Genomic DNA, 17,863 nt, shown 5'->3' on the forward strand with positions numbered 1-17,863 from the left:
CATCCGCGAGGGCGATCGGACCCGAGGAGGACGGTCCCGTCACAGCCGGGGATCCACCGGCTCCGACTCCAGGGCCAGCACCCCGAACACCGCCTCGTGCACCCGCCACAGCGGTTCGCCGTCCGCGAGGCGGTCCAGGGCCTCGAGGCCGAGCGCGTACTCGCGCAGCGCGAGCGAGCGCTTGTGGTTCAGGAACCTCCGGCGGAGCCTGGCGAGGTTCTCGGGGCGCGTGTACTCCGGTCCGTAGATGATCCGGAGGTACTCTCGGCCACGGCACTTGACGCCGGGCTGCACCAGGCGCCCCTCGGCGCTGCGCACCACCGCGCCCACCGGCTTGACGACCATGCCCTCGCCGCCGCGTGCGGTGATCTCCAGCCACCAGTCGACGCCGGCCCGCACGGACTCCGGGTCGCCGGTGTCCACGTACAGGCGCCGGGTGGTCTGCAGCAGCCCGCTCCCGTCGTGCTCGACGAGCCGGTCGATCAGGGCGAGCTGCTCGTCGTGCGGCACGGAGGCGAGGCTGCGGCCCTGCGCCGCCAGGATCTGGAACGGCGCCAGTCGCACCCCGTCCAGGCCGTCCGTCGTCCAGCAGTAGCGGCGGTACGCGTCGGTGAACGCGGCCGCGTCCTCCGCCCTGTCACGCTGGCGCGCCAGCAGTGAGGTCACGTCCACGCCCCGCGCCGCGGCGCCCTCCAGAGCGGCCAGCGCCGCCGGGAAGGCCGCCCCGGACGCCGCGCCGACGGCCGCGTACTGCGACCGCAGCAACCCCTGCGCCTTCAGCGACCACGGCATCAACTCGGCGTCCAGCAGCAGCCAGTCCGTCCGCAGCTCAGCCCACAGGCCCGCCTCCGTGATCGCCGTCCGCAGGCGGCCGAGGATCTGCTCGGTGAACGCCTCGTCGTCGAAGAACGGGCGTCCGGTACGGGTGTAGAGCGAGCCCGTCGGCCCTCCCCCGCTCGACGGGGACGTGCTGTCGACCCCGAACCGCTCGCGCGCCGCCTCCGCGTCCCGGCACACCAGCGCCACCGCGCGGGAGCCCATGTGCTTCTCCTCGCACACGACCCGCGTGACCCCGTCCTGCGCGTACTGCGCGAACGCCTCGGCCGGGTGCTCCAGGTAGCCGTCGACGTTCGAGGTCGCCGTGGGTGCCATGGTCGGCGGGAGGTACGGCAGCAGCCGCGGGTCCACCGCGAAACGGCTCATGACCTCCAGCGCCGCGGCCGCGTTCTCCTCGCGGACCGCCACCCGTCCGGCGTGCCGGGTCTCCACCACGCGGCGGCCGTGCACGTCCGCCAGGTCGAGCGGCCGCCCGTCCTGCCCGCCGGGCGCCTCGGTGGCCAGCGGCCGGGCCGGCTCGTACCAGACCCGCTCGGCGGGCACATCGACCAGTTCCCGCTCGGGCCAGCGCAGCGCCGTGAGTCTGCCGCCGAAAACGGCACCGGTGTCCACGCAGAGGGTGTTGTTGACCCAGGTGGCGTCCGGGACCGGTGTGTGGCCGTACACCACCGCCGCCCGGCCCCGGTACTCCTCCGCCCACGGGTAGCGCACCGGCAGACCGAACTCGTCCGTCTCGCCCGTGGTGTCGCCGTACAGCGCGTGCGAGCGTACGCGGCCCGACGTGCGGCCGTGGTACTTCTCGGGCAGACCGGCGTGGCAGACGACCAGCCGGCCGCCGTCGAGCACGTAGTGGCTGACCAGTCCGTCGATGAACTCCTTCACCCGCTGCCTGAACTCCTCGCTCTGACCCTCCATCTGCTCGATGGTCTCGGCGAGCCCGTGCGTGTGCTGGACCTTGCGGCCGCGCAGGTGGCGGCCGTACTTGTTCTCGTGGTTGCCCGGTACGCACAGGGCGTTGCCCGACGCCACCATCGACATCACCCGGCGCAGCACGCCCGGGCTGTCAGGGCCGCGGTCCACCAGGTCTCCGACGAAGACGGCGGTCCGGCCCTGCGGGTGCACCCCGTCGGTGTACCCCAGCTTGCCCAGCAGCGCCTCCAGTTCCGAGGAGCAGCCGTGGACGTCGCCGATGATGTCGAAGGGTCCTGTGAGGTGCGTCAGGTCGTTGAACCGCTTCTCGGTGACGACCGTCGCGCCCTCGACCTCGTCCACGCCCCGCAGGACGTGCACCTTGCGGAAGCCCTCCCGCTCCAGGTGCCGCACGGAGCGGCGCAGCTCGCGTATGTGGCGCTGGATCACCCGGCGCGGCATGTCGGCCCGGTCGGTGCGGGCCGCGTTGCGCTCGGCGCACACCTGCTCCGGTACGTCGAGCACGATCGCGATGGGCAGCACGTCGTGCTGCCTGGCCACCTCGATCAGCTGGCGGCGGGCCTCCTGCTGCACGCTGGTGGCGTCCACCACGGTGCGCCGGCCCGCCGCGAGACGCTTGCCGGCGATGTAGTGCAGGACGTCGAAGGCGTCCCTGGTCGCGCTCTGGTCGTTCTCGTCGTCGGAGACGAGTCCGCGGCAGAAGTCCGAGGAGATGACCTCCGTCGGCTTGAAGTGTCGGCGGGCGAAGGTCGACTTGCCCGACCCCGAGGCACCGACGAGGACCACGAGGGAGAGGTCGGTGACGGGCAGGGTGCGCCCCTTGGTCTCAGTCATGCGGCCTTCTCCTCCTTCGTCCCGATCGTCGTGGTGGTGCTCAGCTCGAACCTTGCCATCTGCGTGGGCGGCCCGACCTCCGGGTCGTCGGGGCCCACGGCCGTGAACTCCACGGCGTAGCCGTACCGTTCGGCGACCCGGTCCGCCCAGGCGCGGAACTCCTCCCGCGTCCACTCGAACCGGTGGTCGCCGTGCCGGACGTGCCCGGCCGGGAGCGTCTCCCAGCGGACGTTGTACTCGACGTTCGGGGTCGTCACGAGGACCGTCCTCGGGCGGGCGGAGCCGAACACCGCGTACTCCAGCGCAGGCAGCCGCGGCAGGTCGAGGTGCTCGACGACCTCGCTGAGCACCGCTGCGTCATACCCCTTGAGCCGCTTGTCGGTGTAGGTCAGCGATCCCTGGACCAGCTTCACGCGCGAGGCCTGCCGCTCCCCCATGCGGTCCAGCTTCAGGCGCCGGGACGCGATGGTGAGCGCCCGCACCGACACGTCGACGCCGACGATCTCCGTGAACCGCGGGTCCTTCAGCAACCCCTGCACCAACTGGCCCTGGCCGCAGCCGAGGTCGAGGACACGTGCGGCCGCGCTCTCCCCGAGTGCAGCGATGATCGCGTCCCGGCGCTGCACGGCGAGCGGCGTCGGCCGCTCCTCCGCCTCGCTGTCCTCCTCCACCGCGTTGTCGATCTCCTCGACCTCGCTGTCGTCCGCCTCGGCCAGCCGCAGCAGCTCCAGCCGCTCCATCGCCTGCCGGGTCAGCGACCAGCGGCGCGAGAGGTAGCGGCTGGTGATCAGCTTCTGCTCGGGGTGGCCGGGCAGCCAGCCCTCACCGGCCCGCAGCAGCTTGTCGACCTCGTCGGCGGAGACCCAGTAGTGCTTGGCGTCGTCGAGGACGGGCAGCAGGACGTACAGGTGGCGCAGGGCCTCGGCAAGGGTCAGTTCGGCCGACTCCAGGACGAGGCCTACGTAGCGCGAGTCGCCCCACTGCGGGAACTGGGCGTCCAGCGGCACCGGTTCGGCGGTGACCGTCCAGCCGAGCGGCTCGAAGAGGCGTCGCACCAGGGCCGCTCCGCCCCGGGCGGGCAAGGCCGGTATCTCCACGCGCAGCGGCAGCGGCTGCCGGGCGCGCTCGGGCCTGGCCTGGCAGACGCCTCGCATCGCGGTGGAGAACACGCTGCTCAGTGCCACGGCCAGCAGCGACGAGGCCGCGTAGGGACGGTCGTTGACGTACTGTGCGAGGGCCGCGTCGGGAGCGCCGCCGCGGCCCTTGCCACGGCCCTTGCGCACCAGTGCGGGCGCGTCGACCTCCAGCAGCAGCGCGGCCGTGCAGCCTTCGGTGTCCGCCTGTGGGTAGACGACATGTGCCGTCCCGTAGGAGGTGGAGAACGCCTGGGCGTTGTCGGGGTGCTTGTGCAACAGGAAGCCCAGGTCGGTGGCCGGGTTCTTCTCGTCGCCCGTCGTGGAGATCGTCAGAAACACACGTACGAGTATCGCCGTGCACACCCGGCCGCAGCCAGGGAGTTTTCGCCCGGCTCACACGCCCGTTCACCTACGACCGCCCCGGGCCGGACGCCCCCGGCCCGGGGAGCGGCCACGCCCCCGGTCAGATCACTTCACTTCAGCTGGGACTGGACCCGGGCGGAGATCAGTTCCAGGTGGTCCAGATCGTCGAGGTCGAGGATCTGGAGATAGACACGCCCCGCTCCGATCTCCGCGTACCGGCCGATCTTGTCGACGACCTCGGCCGGGGTGCCCGCGAGGCCGTTGGCCTTCAACTCGTCGACCTCACGGCCGATCGCCGCGGCGCGGTGGGCGACCTCCTGGTCGTCCTTGCCGACACAGGCCACCAGCGCGTTCGAGTAGGTCAAGGCGTCCGCGGCGCGGCCCGCCGTCTCGGCCGCGGCACGGACCCGGCCGAACTGGCGCTCGCTGTCCTCGATCGACGCGAACGGCATGTTGAACTCGTCGGCGTACTGCGCGGCGAGCCGCGGAGTGCGGGTCGCACCCTGACCGCCGATGAGCACCGGGAGCTTGGCCTGGGCGGGCTTGGGCAGGGCGGGCGAGTCGGTGAGGTCGTAGTGCTCCCCGTGGAAGCTGAAGGTCTTGCCGACCTCGGTCGCCCACAGCCCGGTGACGATCTCCAGCTGCTCCTCGAGACGGGCGAACTTCTCCTTGGGGAACGGAATGCCGTACGCCCTGTGCTCCTCGTCGAACCAGCCCGCGCCCAGGCCCAGCTCGACGCGGCCGCCGGACATCTGGTCGACCTGCGCGACCTCGATGGCGAGAACGCCGGGCAGCCGGAAGGTGGCGGCGGTCATCAGCGTGCCCAGGCGGATGCGCTTCGTCTCACGGGCGAGGCCGGCCAGGGTGATCCAGGCGTCGGTAGGGCCGGGAAGGCCGTCCACGTCGCCCATGTGCAGATAGTGATCGGAACGGAAGAAGGCGTCGAAGCTCAGGTCTTCGGTGGCCTTGGCGACGGAGAGGAGGGTGTCGTAGGTCGCCCCCTGCTGGGGCTCCGTGAAGATGCGAAGATCCATGTTTCCATCCTGCATTCCCGGAGAACATTCGGCCTCACCGGTCCCCACCGCCCCACCCGACTCCGGTCGGGTGAAAAATCCGCCCATCGGGCGACCGGGTGAGGCGCCGCCACGTCCGGCCCATCGCGGCGGTGTCCGACAACGGGGGCCGGACAGCGAATCCGGCCGCCGGTGCCGGGTGCCGGCCGCCGGTCGGCCGGCGTGGCCGCGTCAGCCTGGGCCGGCCCCGGCTGAGAAGGCGTCATGCCGCACCCGGCACCAGGGCGCGCCGGAGACCCGACCGGCGCATACGACACCGCACCCCCCGCCCGAGCAGCACGCCGTCCCCGCCCCGGCATCTGAGCAGTGCGTCCGCCCCACCCCGCCCCCGCCCAGCGCGTACAGCACCCTTCCGGCCCGGACCGGCTCATACCCTCCGGACCAGGTGGAATGAGTGTGCGCTCAGCCCGCCGCTCTGTCCCGCTCCCGTACCTCCCCGTCCCTTGCCGCCAGTCTTCGCAGCATCTCTCTGACCCGGTCCCTGGACTCGTCCGCCGCGTCGATGGCCTCCATGCACTGCCAGTACGTGCCCTCGTCCGCCGCGGCGCTCGCGGCCGCGACAAGGGCCATGCCCAGTTCCACGAGGAGGGTGCCGAGGTCGAGGAGGGCACTGCGTGCGTCGCCCAGCTCCGTGAGCTGGGCGGCCCGCAGGTCCGCCACGTCGATGGAGGGTGTGTCCAGGACACCGCACCCCCTGCCCGCCAACTCCGTCAACCCCAGCGCCTCGCCGCGCAGTTCGGGCGGTCCCGAGACCGCCAGCCGACTGCCGATCGCCTGCGCCAGGGCGTACGCCTGCCACGCCTCGGTCATGACTCTCGGCCCGTCCTCGCTCCCCGAAAGGGCACGCCTGCTCGTCACGATGAGCCGCACCGCGTCCATGCGCTGCCCCCGTCTGTCGCGACGCACTCCCGCACGTCTGCCCGAACTCCGTTGTTCACTACCCAGCGTGAAGGGTCAGGGGACGAAAGGCCAGAGGGAGTCCGAAATCTGTGGACAACGAAGGAGGAGAGGACAAGTCCATGACTCCGGAGAGTGACAGCGGCTCCGCTGGTCCACGCGGTGCCCGGCGTCCTCCGCAGGGTGGTTCCGCCTCACTCGGCTCCGGGTGCCGGGAACCTCTTCTCGTTGCGGTCGATCTTCGCGTCCAGCGCCGCGAGCGCGTCGACGCCGAGCACCTCGCACAACTGGAGCAGATAGGCGAGCACGTCCGCGATCTCGTCGGTCACCCGATGGGCGGTGTCCGGGTCGTCCATCACCCGGGCCGACTCCTCGGGCGTCAACCACTGAAAGATCTCGACCAGTTCGGACGCCTCGACGCTGAGTGCGGACACCAGGTTCTTCGGTGTGTGGTAGGGCTGCCAGTCGCGTGTCGCGGCGAAGTCCGCGAGCCGCCGCTGCAGCCACGCGACGTCCAGGTCCCTGCGCCGCCCGGGTTCTTCTGTCACGCGCTCAGGTCTACCACCGTCGCCCCGTCCACCTCCGCCGCCCAGGACGCCTCACCCACCGCGCCCACCAGCCTGATGTGACCCCGCTCGCACATCCGGGCCGCCAGCCCGAGCAGTTCACGCGTCTGCCGCCGGTCCATACAGCGGTCGAGGCCGTCGGCCAGCACCGTGAGGGTCTGCAGCGCCGCCGGTACCTCGCCCACCGGGTCGACCTCCAGGACGCCGGGACCGGTGAGGAGGACCAGGGCCAGCGCCACATACCGCAGCTCGCCGTCGCCCAGCAGCTTCAGCGGGGTGCGCAGTCCGTCGCCGCGGTCGAGCAGCGCCCGGACCGTACCGTCGTCGAGCGGCTCGGCCAGCAGGTCCACGACCCGCCCCGCACACCCGGCTCCGACCGCCGCGGCCAGCAGCGCGTGCCGTCGGCCGCACTCGGCGCGGGTGCGCAGCAGCACTTCGGCGAGGTTGCCGCAGCCCGGCAGCAGCCGGCCCGCGCCCAGGGGCACGGGGGCGCGCATCGAGCCGGGGCCCGGATCACAGGCGAAGACCGACCGCAGGGCGACCACCATCTGCTCGGCCGCGGCGAGCACCCGGCGCTGGCCGTCCGTCTTGCCCGCCACGCGCAGCGGCAGCAGGGCGGTGCCGAGGCGGTCGTCGGGGAGCGGCCCGCGGGTCACCGGGGCGGACCCCGCGGTGTGCCAGGCGGCCTGCACCGCCCGGCGGCCCGGGTCGCGCAGCGCCGACTCCAGCAGAACCAGGCCGTCGGCGGTCAAGCGCTCACCGACGATGCGCAGTTCGGGCTCGGCCTGGATCGCGACGTCGAGCCGCACGGGTCCCTCCGGGCCGTCGGCCGTGCAGCCGATGCGGAACCCACGCCGCCGCTCACCGTCGGGCCGCGCCCGCTCGGGTACGCACGTCACCGGGTCGGGGAACGCCTCCGCCAGCTCCGCCCCGCCCCCCAGCCGCGCCAGCGCCTCGTACGCCTGCAGCGCCCGCGACTTGCCCGAGCCGCTCGGCCCGGTGAACAGGGTCAGCGGCGCCAGCGCGAAGACGGCCCGGCGATGCCCGGCGAACGCGGACAGCCGCAGCTCGGTGACGCAGGGCCGGTCCGGACGAGGGCTCGGGGCAGTGTCCGGCTCGGGCGGGGACAACGCAGGGGACGCGGTCATGTCCGGGACGGTAGGCCCGCGGCGCCGGGGCGAACCGTTCCGCCCCCGTACCCTTCCCACGATCGGGCGACCGTCCGGGCCGCGCGGCGACGAACCGTGCTGCACGGACGCCCACCGGTCTCAGCGGGTGACTCCGGCCCCCTCCATCAGACCCCGCACCTCGGTCCCCGGTGGGGTCAGCAGGAACACATTGCGGTCGACGCGATGCATCCCGCTGGAGAGACCGAAGACGACACCCGTGCTGAAGTCCAGCACCCGTTTGGCGACGTCGTTCTCCGCGCCGGTGAGGTCGAGCAGCACGGGCACGCCCGCCATCAGCGTCTCGGCGACCTCGCGGGCGTCCGCGAAGACGTTGACCCGCAGGACCACGAAGCGCCGGCGCGCCTCGGTCACGGCCTCCGCTATCGAACGGTGGCCGACGGCGGACGGCCAGGCGTCCCGGCCGCGCAACGGAACGACCTGGGCGAGCCCTTCCCACTGTTCGTCGGTGACATCGCGGCTGTTCACCGGCCCTCCCCGCACTGGCTCGCACTCATCGTCTGCACCGGTCAATTCTTAACCACACTCACCCTTTCGGACCAACAGCGACACGGACCGCGACACCTTCCGCGGTCACTTCGCCGCCCCTGGCGCCCGTCTGCCAGGGCGACCGGCTCCCGGTGCCCGGTTACGACCAGTTCTTACCGCCCTCACACCGGAGTCTTCACCTCCGAGCGCTTGACGTTCACGAGGTCCCGTTAGGTTCCGGGGGTGCAGTTGGCAGAAGTGAGGCCGGCGACAATCGGCCGCTGGACGCGCCCCTTCGCGGCGCAGGACGATCCGGACCAGACTCCCGCACAGTGGCATCGCGTTCTGACGCTGCTGGCGAACATCAGTCTGCTCATCGGGACACGCAGTGTGTGGGCCGCCGCCGCCAGTCACAGACCGGTGGTGGCCGGTGTCATCTCGCTGTGCTACGCGTCGATCCTGGTCACCGGAATCCTGACCGTGGTGGTGCGGCACAGCAGGTCGCTGGCGCGTCTCGACCTGGTCGTCCTGGTGACGGCGGTCACTCTCGCCTACTGCGCGGTCAGTGTCGCCCACAACTTCAGCGACGAGTCGATACTCACCACGCAGGCCGCCCGTGAGCTGCTCCACGGCCACCCTGCGTACGGACAGCCGTGGCCCTGGCTGTTCGGTCACGGCATCGCCTACACCCAGACGATGACCGGCGGCTACGACTACACGTACGGCTATCCGCCCGTGACCATGCTGCTGACCGCGCCGCTGCTGTGGATCGGCCACGGGGCGCTCGCGGAGACCCTGGTCACCAACACCGCGCTCGTCCTCGGCACGATCGTCATGTGGAAGATGCTGCCGACCCCCTGGCGCTCGGCGGCCACCATGGTGTGCCTGGGCTTCGGCATGCTCCCCATGTACGCCCGGCTCGGCTACCCGGCGGTCGTCGCCATGGCCTTCCTCATCCCCGTGGTGGTGCGCTGGACGCGGATGGGCGCGGGCGGCGCCGCCGACTGGGCACGGGCCGCCTGTCTGGGCGTGGCCTGCGCCAGCCAGCAACTGCCATGGTTCCTCACACCGTTCCTGCTCGCCGGTATCTACGCGCTCAGGCGCGGTGAACTGGGGGCACGCGCGGCGGCCGTGGCGGTGGCACGGATCGTCGGCATAGCCGCCGGTACCTGGCTGCTGATCAACGCGTACTTCATCGTGAGCGAACCGCATACGTGGCTCGAAGGCATCGCGCTGCCGATCACCCAGGGTGCCGTGATCCACGGCCAGGGCCTGGTCGACATCTCCCTCTACTTCACCGACGGCAGCGACCGCCTGGCGTGGTACTCCCACGCGAGCATGCTGATGCTGGCGGGTCTGCTGGCCCTGTTCGTGCTGTTCGTGCGCCGTCTGGGGCCGGCCGCGACCGTCCTGCCCTGGTGCGCGTTCTTCCTGGCGACCCGCTCGCAGGACGGCTACTACCTGCTGATGACCCCGCTGTGGCTGGCTGCCGCCGTCACCGTGCCGTCCAGCGTGTTCACCACCGCCTGGCAGCCCCGGCTGCTGTCCGGGCGGCGGCAGGCCCGGGCCGTGCTGGCCGCGGCCGTACTCGCTCCGGCCCTCATCGCCGTCATGCTGGGGGCGACCGGAAGGCCGCCGCTGCACATGCAGGCCACCGCCGCCTCCCGGACGCCCACGTCCGTCAAGACCCTCACGGTCCGTGTGACCAACACCGGCGACGCGGCCGTCCAACCGCACTTCACGCTGACCACGGGCCAGGGCATGAGCCGCTGGTGGAAGGTGCTCGGCGGCCCCTCGTCCGTCGCCGGTCACGGGACGGCCACCTACCGGCTCGAGGCACCCGGCGGCCGCTTCGATCTGCCCAAGGACGGCACCCGGATCCGGCTGCGCGCCTTCTCCGCGTCGCCCATGACGCTGTCGAGCCAGGACATCCGTCTGGACCGCCGTCAGGCTCCCCCGAAGTAACCGCCTGTCACGTCACGGGGCGCGACGGCTCTCGCACCACCGAGCCGGCCGGCCGGTAGCGCACGGCGCTCTCCCTCCTCGGCCTTCGTGAACCGGCGTGGAGAGTTGGCCCTGTCCCGCACCGCGCGGGCGGAGGACAGGGCCGGTGGACCACCCGTCCCGCGGGCGGTGGTCGACCGCCCGCGGGAGGGGACCCGTCATCCGGACGAGGACGGGCGCGTACGGCCGCGGGCGACCGCGAAGCCCGCGGCGGCCAGGCCGAGGACGCCCACGACCAGGCCCGCGATACCGAGGCCCCGGGCGGTGGAGTCACTGGTGGCGGCGGCCTTGGTGGTGGAGTCGCCCGGCTTGTCCGCCGCCCCCGTGGCGGTGGAGGAGGAAGCCGCCGCCGAATCGTTGCCCTCCGCCGCGCCCTTGGCGGTCAACTGGAGGACCGGCGCAGGGTTCTCCGGCTCGTCCGCGCCCTTCTGAGTCTCCTCGATCCAGCGGACGACGTTTCCGTCGGAGTAGGTCTGCAGTGTCTTGAAGGTCAGCTGGTCCGTGTCGTCCGGGAGCTGACCGAAGGCGACGTTGAAGTCCTGGTACTGGCCGTGCCGGATGCGGCCGCCGGTCCAGGTGATCTCCGAGACGGCGTCGGTGATGGTGCCGTCGTCCGTCTTGACCGGCGTCTTGAGCTTGGTGGTGGTCACCTGAGCGGTCCAGCCGTCCTGCGGGGAGACCAGCACACCGAGGACCGGGTGGTCGGTGGGCAGGAAGACCTGCACCTTGGTGGTCGCGGCGGTGTCCTCCTCGTTGGGGACCCGGAAGGTGAGCACACCGTCCGTGGCGCCCTTGGCGTAGCTCTCCGGGTGGACGGTGACGTGCGCGAAGGCCGCGCCCGCCGCGGCGAGGACACCGGCGGCGGTGAGGGCGCCGACGGTGGCGGCGCGGCGCAAAGTGGTACGCATCGGGGACATGTGTGGGGAAGCTCCGTACTCGTGCTCGATTTGGGGGGGTCAGATTCGGTACGGGGATCCCAGGGGCGGGCCACGCCGGGACAGGGCGTGCCGCAGCAGCGCCTGCCGGAACGAACGACGCAGCGGGCCGCGGGAGCGGGGCGGCCCGGCGTACTGGGGCAGCGGCACCGTACGCCACCAGGCGGCGAGGCCCGGGACGAAGGCGACGGCTTTGCGCAGCAGCGAATAGAGGGCGGCCTCACCGCGCCGCAGACACCAGGAGCAGACCAGAGCGGCGGCCAGGTGAGCGGCGACGGCGTGAGAGGTCATCGCGTGCGGCTGGCCGGCCATGGGCATGCCGTGGGGCATGCCCGGCATGTCCATCGGCGTGGCCGGCCGGCCCGCCGCGTCGAAGCCGAGATGGAGTCCGCCCTGTACGAACAACATGGCGAGACCGATGCCGAGGAGCGAGCGCTCCCTTCCGGCGAACGCCACACCGCCGGCGAAGACGGGAAGGAATCCCGCCGCGTCCGCCCACACCGGTGGAGCGGAGCCGGTGGCCAGGGTGTGTCCCCCTGCGGCGAGCAGCACGCAGACGACGGCGAACACCGCCGCGCGCACGCTCCGCACCGTCCAGGACACTGTCATCGCGTGGGATCCTCCCACGCGGAGATCGGCGATCCTGTCGCTTTGCCGGGACAAGGCGTGTGAGGCGCGCCTCCGGGCCGCGTCGGGCGGGGCGGCGCCGGGCACCTATCGTGACGCCCATGCAGTCCTACACAATCGGCCAGGCCGCCCGTCTGCTGGGAGTCAGCCCGGACACCGCGCGACGGTGGGCGGACGCGGGCCGGGTGGCGACCCGGCGCGACGAGAGCGGGCGGCGGGTCATCGACGGCAAGGACCTGGCCGCGTTCTCGGTGGAGCTGGCGCGCGGCGGCACCGGCGAGGAGGACGCCCCCTCGTACACCTCGGCCCGCAACGCGTTCCCCGGCATCGTCACCGCCGTGAAACTCGGCGACGTGGCCGCCCAGGTGGAGATCCAGGCCGGACCGCACCGCCTGGTCTCGCTGCTGACCCGGGAGGCCGTGGAGGAACTCGGCCTGGAGGTCGGGATGGAGGCCACCGCCCGGGTGAAGTCGACGAACGTACATATCGACAGGACCTGACGAGCGGGCGCCAACCGCCCCTCAGGCCCCTGGGCCGTAACGGCCGTCCACCCTTATCGCGTTGATGCCGCTGACATAGCGCGCGCCGCAGCGGTCCTGCGGCAGCACGAGCTGGGGTCCGGACCGGTCGAGCAGGGTGTCGTCGATGCTTGCCGCGAGCAGGACGGGCGCACGCCCGAAGTCCGGGTCGATCTCCGCCCAGGACAGCAGAACGTAGTGGCCGTCCGCGCCCGTGACGAGGATCAGGAAGCGCAGCCGGTCCTTGCGCCGGGTGGGATCGAACACGGGACCCGCGGCCGAGAGCACGTCGTACAGCAGCGGGCCCCTGAAGCAGTGGTGCTGTACGCCGCTGGTGGCGCACTCGAAACTGACCCGCTTCTCGCGCTGCGGCATGGCCAGCAGGTCGGGCACGGTCAGCCGGGCGGGACGCGCGAGGTCACCGGTAAGGCTGAGCTCCGCCGGCACCGCGGCGTCGGCGACCGGTTCCGTCAGGGTCGGGCCCACAGGTCACCACCTCCCGGGTGTCAGTACCCGGGCGGCGACCCCGTACAAACGCACATACCGGCTCCAGAGGCCGATCACCCTGCTGATGCGATGCAACAGATGACTTCCGGATGGCATCTGCGTCATTATGATCGGCGTATCGGAGGGGTCCAGGGGGTCCCTCCCAACCGAAAAGGGGGAGTGGACCCGTGATGACCCGTTCCGCGCGCCGCAGTCGCCGTCTGCTGCAGGTGACCGGTGTGGCGGCCGCCGCGCTGCTGGCCCTGAGCGCCTGCTCGTCCTCGTCCGACTCGAGTTCCTCCCCCAAGTCCGACTCCTCGGCGTCCTCGGGGTCCTCGGCCGCGAAGCTGTCCGGCACCGTCACCGTCTTCGCCGCCGCCTCCCTCAAGGAGAGCTTCACGACCCTCGGCCAGGAGTTCGAGAAGCAGCACCCCGGCACGAAGGTGTCCTTCAACTTCGGCGGCAGTGACACCCTCGCCGCGAGCATCACCAGCGGCGCCCCCGCCGACGTCTTCGCCGCGGCCAGCCCCAAGACCATGGCCATCGTCACGGACAAGAACGACGCGGCCGGCACGCCCGCCACCTTCGTGCGCAACCAGCTGGAGATCGCCACCCTGCCCGGCAACCCGGACAAGGTCGCCTCCCTGAAGGACCTCACCAAGTCCGGCCTCAAGGTCGTACTGTGCGACAAGACAGTGCCGTGCGGTGCGGCCGCGCAGAAGGCGCTGGAGGCGAGCAACCTGAAACTCACGCCGGTGTCGTACGAACAGGACGTCAAGAGCGCCCTGACGAAGGTGGAGCTGAAGGAGGCCGACGCCGCGGTCGTCTACAAGACCGATGTGAAGGCGGCGGGTGACAAGGTGGAGGGCGTGGAGTTCCCCGAGTCGGCCAAGGCCGTCAACGACTATCCGATCGTCCAGCTCAAGGACGCGCCCAACGCCGAGGCGGCCAAGGCGTTCATCGCTCTGGTGCAGTCCGACGAGGGCCGCAAGGTCCTGACCGAGGCCGGGTTCCTCCAGCCGTGACCCGGCTCGACACGTCCGGCGCCGCGGCCGACACGCTGGTGGGCGTGCCGCAGCGCGGGCGGCGTGTCCGCCGCCCGGGAGTTCCACTGCCGCTGCTGCTGCCCGCGCTGGTCGGCCTGGCGTTCCTGCTGCTGCCGCTGATCGCCCTGCTCGTAAGGGCCCCGTGGCGCACTCTGTCCGACCAGCTGACCAGCACACAGGTGTGGCAGGCCCTGCAACTGTCCCTGGTGAGCGCCACCGCCGCCACCGGGGTGAGTCTGGTGCTGGGCGTGCCGCTGGCCTGGCTGCTGGCCCGCACCACCTTTCCGGGACGGGGTGTCGTACGGGCGCTCGTGACGCTGCCGCTCGTGCTGCCGCCGGTGGTGGGCGGTGTGGCCCTGCTGCTGGCGCTCGGGCGCAACGGAGTGGTCGGGCGGTGGCTGGACGCGTGGTTCGGGATCACGCTGCCGTTCACCACGGCAGGGGTGGTGGTGGCGGAGGCGTTCGTGGCGATGCCGTTCCTCGTCATCAGCGTGGAGGGCACACTGCGGGCCACCGATCCTCGCTACGAGGAGGCCGCCACGACGCTCGGCGCCTCCCGCTTCACCGCGTTCCGCCGGGTCACGCTGCCGCTGATCGCGCCGGGCATCGCGGCCGGTTCCGTACTGGCGTGGGCGCGGGCGCTCGGTGAGTTCGGGGCGACCATCACCTTCGCGGGCAACTTCCCGGGCCGTACGCAGACGATGCCGCTGGCCGTCTACCTGGCCCTGCAGAACGACCCGGCGGCGGCCATCGCCCTGAGCCTGGTGCTGCTGGCCGTGTCGATCGCGGTCCTTGCCGGGTTGCGGGACCGCTGGATGACCGCGTCATGACCCAGACCGGACAGGCGGCGACCGGCAGCACCCCCGCCGGCACACACGGCGAGGGTCTCGACGCGCGGGTCGTCGTCGAGCGCGGCACCTTCCGGCTCGATGTGGCGCTGACCGTGGCGCCCGGCGAGGTGGTGGCGCTCCTCGGGCCCAACGGCGCAGGGAAGACCACCGCCCTGCGGGCGCTCGCCGGACTCGTCCCGCTCTCCGGCGGCCATCTGCGGCTCGACGGCGCCGCGCTGGACCGTACGCCGACCGAGTCGCGTCCCGTGGGAGTCGTCTTCCAGGACTACCTGCTCTTCCCGCATCTGACCGCCCTGGACAACGTGGCCTTCGGTCCACGCTGCCAGGGCGCGTCCAAGGCGGAGGCTCGCGCGGTCGCCGCCGCATGGCTGGAGCGCATGGGTCTCGCCGACCACGCCGGTGCCAAGCCGCGGCGGCTGTCCGGCGGCCAGGCCCAGCGGGTGGCGCTCGCCCGCGCCCTCGCCACTCAGCCCCGACTGCTGCTCCTGGACGAGCCGCTCGCCGCGCTGGACGCCCGCACCCGGCTGGAGGTGCGGGCCGGACTGCGGCGCCATCTCGCCGAGTTCGAGGCGGTGGCGGTGCTCGTCACGCACGACCCGCTGGACGCGATGGTGCTCGCCGACCGGCTGGTGGTCGTAGAGCACGGCCGGGTCGTCCAGGCCGGCACGCCTTCGGGGATCGCCCGCCGTCCGCGCACGGACTACATCGCCCGGCTCGTGGGACTCAATCTGTACCGGGGCACGGCCAGGGGGCACACCGTGCGGCTCGACGCCGGCCCCGCGATCACGACCACGGAGGATCTGTCCGGACCGGTCTTCGTGGCCTTTCCGCCGAGTGCCGTGACCCTGTACCGGGACCGGCCGAGCGGCACCAGCGCCCGCAATCTGTGGCGGTGCGAGGTGGCCGGCCTGGAGACGCACGGCGACCAGATCCGCGCCGACCTCACCGGTGAGCTCTCCCTGGCCGCGGACCTGACCGCCGTCGCCGCGGCCGAACTCGGCCTCCAGCCGGGCGCCCCGGTCTGGGCGGCCGTCAAGGCGGCGCAGACGCACGCGTATCCGGCCTGACACGCCGCGCCGGTGCGGCCCGCCGATCCGGCCGCCGTGGGCTCAGCATAGGTACAGACGCTGACATTCCCCCACGTACCGCGAGGCGCACCCATGAACCTGAGCATCCGCAACCAGATCCCCGGGACCGTGACGGCCGTCACTCCGGGCGAGGTCATGGCGATCGTCAAGGTCAGATTGACGGGAGGTCAGGACGTGACCGCCGCGGTCACCATCGAGGCCGTCGACGAACTGAACCTCGCCCCGGGGGCCTCCGTGTACGCCCTGGTCAAGTCCACGGAGGTCGCGCTCGCGACCGCCGCCGTGGAGGGCATCTCCATCCGCAACCAGCTGCCCGGTACCGTCGAGCGTCTGACCACGGGCGAGGCCATGGCATCGGTGAGGGTCACGGTCGCGGGCGGCGCGCTGACGGCCGTGATCACGCGGCGCGCGGTGGAGGACCTCGCCCTGGCCCCCGGCTCCCCGGTCGTCGTCCTGATCAAGTCGACCGAGGTCGCGCTGGCGACGGCCTGAGCCCTCGCCGCCCTCGTCAATCTGCTGCGACGCGGCGGCGTTCACCCGAATCGCCGATCACGGGAACGTTCGCCACCGCACTATCGTCTACAGTTAAGTAGACGGTCTACATGATTGTAGTCAAGCTGGGCGCCGTGCCGCGCCCGGCCTCCCCCATGGAAGGGCACGCGACGATGGCCACACCCCTGTCACTGGGAGCCCAGCTCGCGGTGAACGTGCTGGACGCCCAGTCCCTGCTCGCCGCCTTCGGCGTGCTGGGCGTCGGCGTGGTGATGTTCGCCGAGACGGGCCTGCTCATCGGCTTCTTCCTCCCCGGCGACTCCCTGCTGTTCACGGCGGGCCTGCTCTGCACGGGCTCGGGTCAGCACGGAGTGAAGCTGTCGCTGCCCCTGCTGCTGGTCGCCGCGGCCGTCGGTGCGATCGCCGGGTCCCAGTGCGGCTATCTGATCGGGCGCAAGGCGGGCGGCACGCTCCTCGCCCGCAGCCGCTCGGCCCGGCTGAAGGAGGGCGCACAGCGCGCCGAGGAGCTCCTCGACCGCTACGGGCACGCGAAGGCGATCGTCCTGGCCCGCTTCGTCCCCGTGGTGCGCACGGTGCTCAACCCGATGGCCGGCGCACTGCACGTGCCCGCGCGGACCTTCACCCTCTGGCAGGTGGTCGGCGGCCTCCTGTGGTCCCTCGGCCTCACCCTCGCCGGATACGCCCTCGGTTCCTCGGTGCCGAATGTCGACAAGTACCTGCTGCCGATGATCGCGGTGATCGTCGTGGTCTCGCTGATCCCGCTCGCCCTGGAGCTGCTGCGCTCCCGCCGGGCCGCGAAGGAGGGTGTCCGCGGATGACGGAAGCCTTCGACGGAGCGTGGGTGGACGGCTCGGCCTACACCGACGTGGTGGGCCTCGCCCACCGTGCGCCTTCCTGGCTCGACGCCCTGATCTCCGCCTGGTCGGCCTACGGGCTCGGCCTGTTCGCCGTACTGATGCTCGCCGGCTGGTGGCGGGCACGCCGCACCGGCTCCGGGGCCGCGGTGGCCGCCCTCGCGGTCCCGTTCGTGGTCGTCCTCGCCTATGCGCTGAACGACGCGCTGAAACTGGTCGTCCGCGAGGACCGCCCGTGCCAGAGCCTGCGTGTGGTCACGCTCGAGGCGTGCCCGACCCCGGGCGACTGGTCGTTCCCCAGCAACCACATGGCGATAGCCGCGGCGGCCGCGGTCGCCCTGTACTTCGTCTCCCGCCCCATCGGCTGCGCGGCGCTGCTCGCCTCCGGCGCGATGGGCGTGTCCCGGGTGTGGGTGGGTGTGCACTATCCGCACGACGTGATAGCCGGGTTCGTCGTGGGAGCCCTGGTCGCATCGGTCGTGATGATCCCGTTGACCCGTCACCCCGACGCCCTGGCCCGCCGTCTGGCGACCACCCGGCTGCGTCCGCTCCTCTCGGCGTCCGCGGCCGCGGAGGACCCCGCCTCGGACCGGGTGGCCACTCCCACCTGACCGGCCCGGGCCGGCACCCGCGAAACCCCGCCCGACCGG

General features: G+C 72.1%; 18 protein-coding genes. 8 read left to right on the forward strand and 10 right to left on the reverse strand.

Features of this window, described 5'->3' with window-relative positions:
• Positions 1 to 39: 39 nt before the first annotated feature.
• The 7 genes from ABZ904_RS03010 to ABZ904_RS03040 all read right to left on the reverse strand — a co-directional run bounded on the left by ABZ904_RS03010 (position 40) and on the right by ABZ904_RS03040 (position 8,291).
• A complete protein-coding gene (locus tag ABZ904_RS03010; protein WP_359394228.1) occupies positions 40 to 2,601 on the reverse strand; it encodes a polynucleotide kinase-phosphatase in 2,562 nt (853 codons plus the stop codon).
• Complete coding sequence (locus ABZ904_RS03015) at positions 2,598 to 4,076, reverse strand: 3' terminal RNA ribose 2'-O-methyltransferase Hen1 (protein WP_360989831.1); 1,479 nt, start codon at positions 4,074 to 4,076, stop codon at positions 2,598 to 2,600. Before ABZ904_RS03015 ends, ABZ904_RS03010 begins: the two co-directional genes overlap by 4 nt.
• Before the next feature lie 134 nt (positions 4,077 to 4,210).
• Positions 4,211 to 5,134: an LLM class F420-dependent oxidoreductase gene (locus ABZ904_RS03020; protein WP_361820795.1), complete on the reverse strand. Its 924-nt coding sequence runs from the start codon at positions 5,132 to 5,134 to the stop codon at positions 4,211 to 4,213.
• Positions 5,135 to 5,575: 441 nt separating this feature from the next.
• Positions 5,576 to 6,052, reverse strand: a complete 477-nt coding sequence (locus ABZ904_RS03025) for a DUF6099 family protein (protein ID WP_359394222.1) — start codon at positions 6,050 to 6,052, stop codon at positions 5,576 to 5,578.
• A 212-nt stretch (positions 6,053 to 6,264) separates the two neighbouring features.
• Positions 6,265 to 6,618 carry a nucleotide pyrophosphohydrolase gene (locus ABZ904_RS03030; RefSeq protein WP_359394220.1) on the reverse strand — a complete coding sequence of 118 codons (354 nt, stop codon included), beginning with the start codon at positions 6,616 to 6,618 and terminating at the stop codon, positions 6,265 to 6,267.
• Positions 6,615 to 7,784, reverse strand: coding sequence for an ATP-binding protein (locus ABZ904_RS03035; RefSeq protein ID WP_361820799.1), 1,170 nt, complete (start codon positions 7,782 to 7,784; stop codon positions 6,615 to 6,617). Before ABZ904_RS03035 ends, ABZ904_RS03030 begins: the two co-directional genes overlap by 4 nt.
• Positions 7,785 to 7,904: 120 nt before the next feature.
• On the reverse strand, positions 7,905 to 8,291 hold the full coding sequence (locus tag ABZ904_RS03040) for a cell division protein SepF (RefSeq protein ID WP_359394216.1): 387 nt from the start codon (positions 8,289 to 8,291) through the stop codon (positions 7,905 to 7,907).
• A 273-nt stretch (positions 8,292 to 8,564) separates the two neighbouring features.
• Between ABZ904_RS03040 and ABZ904_RS03045 the strand changes: the two genes are divergently transcribed.
• On the forward strand, positions 8,565 to 10,256 hold the full coding sequence (locus ABZ904_RS03045) for a hypothetical protein (RefSeq protein WP_359394421.1): 1,692 nt from the start codon (positions 8,565 to 8,567) through the stop codon (positions 10,254 to 10,256).
• A 197-nt stretch (positions 10,257 to 10,453) separates the two neighbouring features.
• Here the strand turns inward: ABZ904_RS03045 and ABZ904_RS03050 are convergent, their stop codons facing one another.
• Together ABZ904_RS03050 and ABZ904_RS03055 are read right to left on the reverse strand one after the other, a co-directional pair.
• Positions 10,454 to 11,212: a YcnI family protein gene (locus ABZ904_RS03050; RefSeq protein WP_361820801.1), complete on the reverse strand. Its 759-nt coding sequence runs from the start codon at positions 11,210 to 11,212 to the stop codon at positions 10,454 to 10,456.
• Between the two features lie 39 nt (positions 11,213 to 11,251).
• Positions 11,252 to 11,839 carry a hypothetical protein gene (locus ABZ904_RS03055; RefSeq protein ID WP_360989816.1) on the reverse strand — a complete coding sequence of 196 codons (588 nt, stop codon included), beginning with the start codon at positions 11,837 to 11,839 and terminating at the stop codon, positions 11,252 to 11,254.
• Positions 11,840 to 11,958: 119 nt separating this feature from the next.
• On the opposite strand from ABZ904_RS03055, the gene ABZ904_RS03060 reads away from it, so the two are divergent.
• A complete protein-coding gene (locus ABZ904_RS03060; RefSeq protein WP_359394209.1) occupies positions 11,959 to 12,357 on the forward strand; it encodes a helix-turn-helix transcriptional regulator in 399 nt (132 codons plus the stop codon).
• Between the two features lie 21 nt (positions 12,358 to 12,378).
• Here ABZ904_RS03060 and ABZ904_RS03065 read toward each other — a convergent pair whose 3' ends face one another.
• Entirely contained in the window at positions 12,379 to 12,861 is a 483-nt protein-coding gene (locus ABZ904_RS03065) for a molybdopterin-dependent oxidoreductase (protein ID WP_359394207.1), read from the reverse strand.
• A 191-nt stretch (positions 12,862 to 13,052) separates the two neighbouring features.
• On the opposite strand from ABZ904_RS03065, the gene modA reads away from it, so the two are divergent.
• The 6 genes from modA to ABZ904_RS03095 all read left to right on the forward strand — a co-directional run bounded on the left by modA (position 13,053) and on the right by ABZ904_RS03095 (position 17,824).
• The gene (gene modA, locus ABZ904_RS03070; RefSeq protein WP_359394205.1) at positions 13,053 to 13,886 is read left to right on the forward strand and encodes a molybdate ABC transporter substrate-binding protein; all 834 of its coding nucleotides are present in this window, start codon (positions 13,053 to 13,055) and stop codon (positions 13,884 to 13,886) included.
• The gene (modB, locus tag ABZ904_RS03075; protein ID WP_361820806.1) at positions 13,883 to 14,737 is read left to right on the forward strand and encodes a molybdate ABC transporter permease subunit; all 855 of its coding nucleotides are present in this window, start codon (positions 13,883 to 13,885) and stop codon (positions 14,735 to 14,737) included. The genes modA and modB overlap by 4 nt, the downstream gene beginning before the upstream one ends.
• Positions 14,734 to 15,825: an ABC transporter ATP-binding protein gene (locus ABZ904_RS03080; RefSeq protein WP_361820809.1), complete on the forward strand. Its 1,092-nt coding sequence runs from the start codon at positions 14,734 to 14,736 to the stop codon at positions 15,823 to 15,825. Before modB ends, ABZ904_RS03080 begins: the two co-directional genes overlap by 4 nt.
• 93 nt (positions 15,826 to 15,918) lie before the next feature.
• Positions 15,919 to 16,338: a TOBE domain-containing protein gene (locus ABZ904_RS03085; protein ID WP_359394199.1), complete on the forward strand. Its 420-nt coding sequence runs from the start codon at positions 15,919 to 15,921 to the stop codon at positions 16,336 to 16,338.
• Between the two features lie 173 nt (positions 16,339 to 16,511).
• Positions 16,512 to 17,177 (forward strand): DedA family protein, encoded by a 666-nt coding sequence (locus tag ABZ904_RS03090; RefSeq protein ID WP_359394418.1) that lies wholly within the window; start codon positions 16,512 to 16,514, stop codon positions 17,175 to 17,177.
• Positions 17,174 to 17,824 (forward strand): phosphatase PAP2 family protein, encoded by a 651-nt coding sequence (locus tag ABZ904_RS03095; protein ID WP_359394197.1) that lies wholly within the window; start codon positions 17,174 to 17,176, stop codon positions 17,822 to 17,824. The genes ABZ904_RS03090 and ABZ904_RS03095 overlap by 4 nt, the downstream gene beginning before the upstream one ends.
• The last annotated feature ends 39 nt before the right edge of the window (positions 17,825 to 17,863 follow it).

Source organism: Streptomyces sp. NPDC046900, assembly GCF_040644975.1.
Classification (GTDB): domain Bacteria; phylum Actinomycetota; class Actinomycetes; order Streptomycetales; family Streptomycetaceae; genus Streptomyces.

Excerpts from the sequence above, each read along its gene's own strand:
- ABZ904_RS03010 (WP_359394228.1), bottom strand. The coding sequence starts at position 2,601 with ATGACTGAGACCAAGGGGCGCACCCTGCCCGTCACCGACCTCTCCCTC.
- ABZ904_RS03020 (WP_361820795.1), bottom strand. The coding sequence starts at position 5,134 with ATGGATCTTCGCATCTTCACGGAGCCCCAGCAGGGGGCGACCTACGAC.
- ABZ904_RS03025 (WP_359394222.1), bottom strand. The coding sequence starts at position 6,052 with ATGGACGCGGTGCGGCTCATCGTGACGAGCAGGCGTGCCCTTTCGGGG.
- ABZ904_RS03035 (WP_361820799.1), bottom strand. The coding sequence starts at position 7,784 with ATGACCGCGTCCCCTGCGTTGTCCCCGCCCGAGCCGGACACTGCCCCG.
- ABZ904_RS03050 (WP_361820801.1), bottom strand. The coding sequence starts at position 11,212 with ATGTCCCCGATGCGTACCACTTTGCGCCGCGCCGCCACCGTCGGCGCC.
- ABZ904_RS03055 (WP_360989816.1), bottom strand. The coding sequence starts at position 11,839 with ATGACAGTGTCCTGGACGGTGCGGAGCGTGCGCGCGGCGGTGTTCGCC.
- ABZ904_RS03060 (WP_359394209.1), top strand. The coding sequence starts at position 11,959 with ATGCAGTCCTACACAATCGGCCAGGCCGCCCGTCTGCTGGGAGTCAGC.
- modA (WP_359394205.1), top strand. The coding sequence starts at position 13,053 with ATGACCCGTTCCGCGCGCCGCAGTCGCCGTCTGCTGCAGGTGACCGGT.
- ABZ904_RS03080 (WP_361820809.1), top strand. The coding sequence starts at position 14,734 with ATGACCCAGACCGGACAGGCGGCGACCGGCAGCACCCCCGCCGGCACA.
- ABZ904_RS03085 (WP_359394199.1), top strand. The coding sequence starts at position 15,919 with ATGAACCTGAGCATCCGCAACCAGATCCCCGGGACCGTGACGGCCGTC.
- ABZ904_RS03090 (WP_359394418.1), top strand. The coding sequence starts at position 16,512 with ATGGCCACACCCCTGTCACTGGGAGCCCAGCTCGCGGTGAACGTGCTG.
- ABZ904_RS03095 (WP_359394197.1), top strand. The coding sequence starts at position 17,174 with ATGACGGAAGCCTTCGACGGAGCGTGGGTGGACGGCTCGGCCTACACC.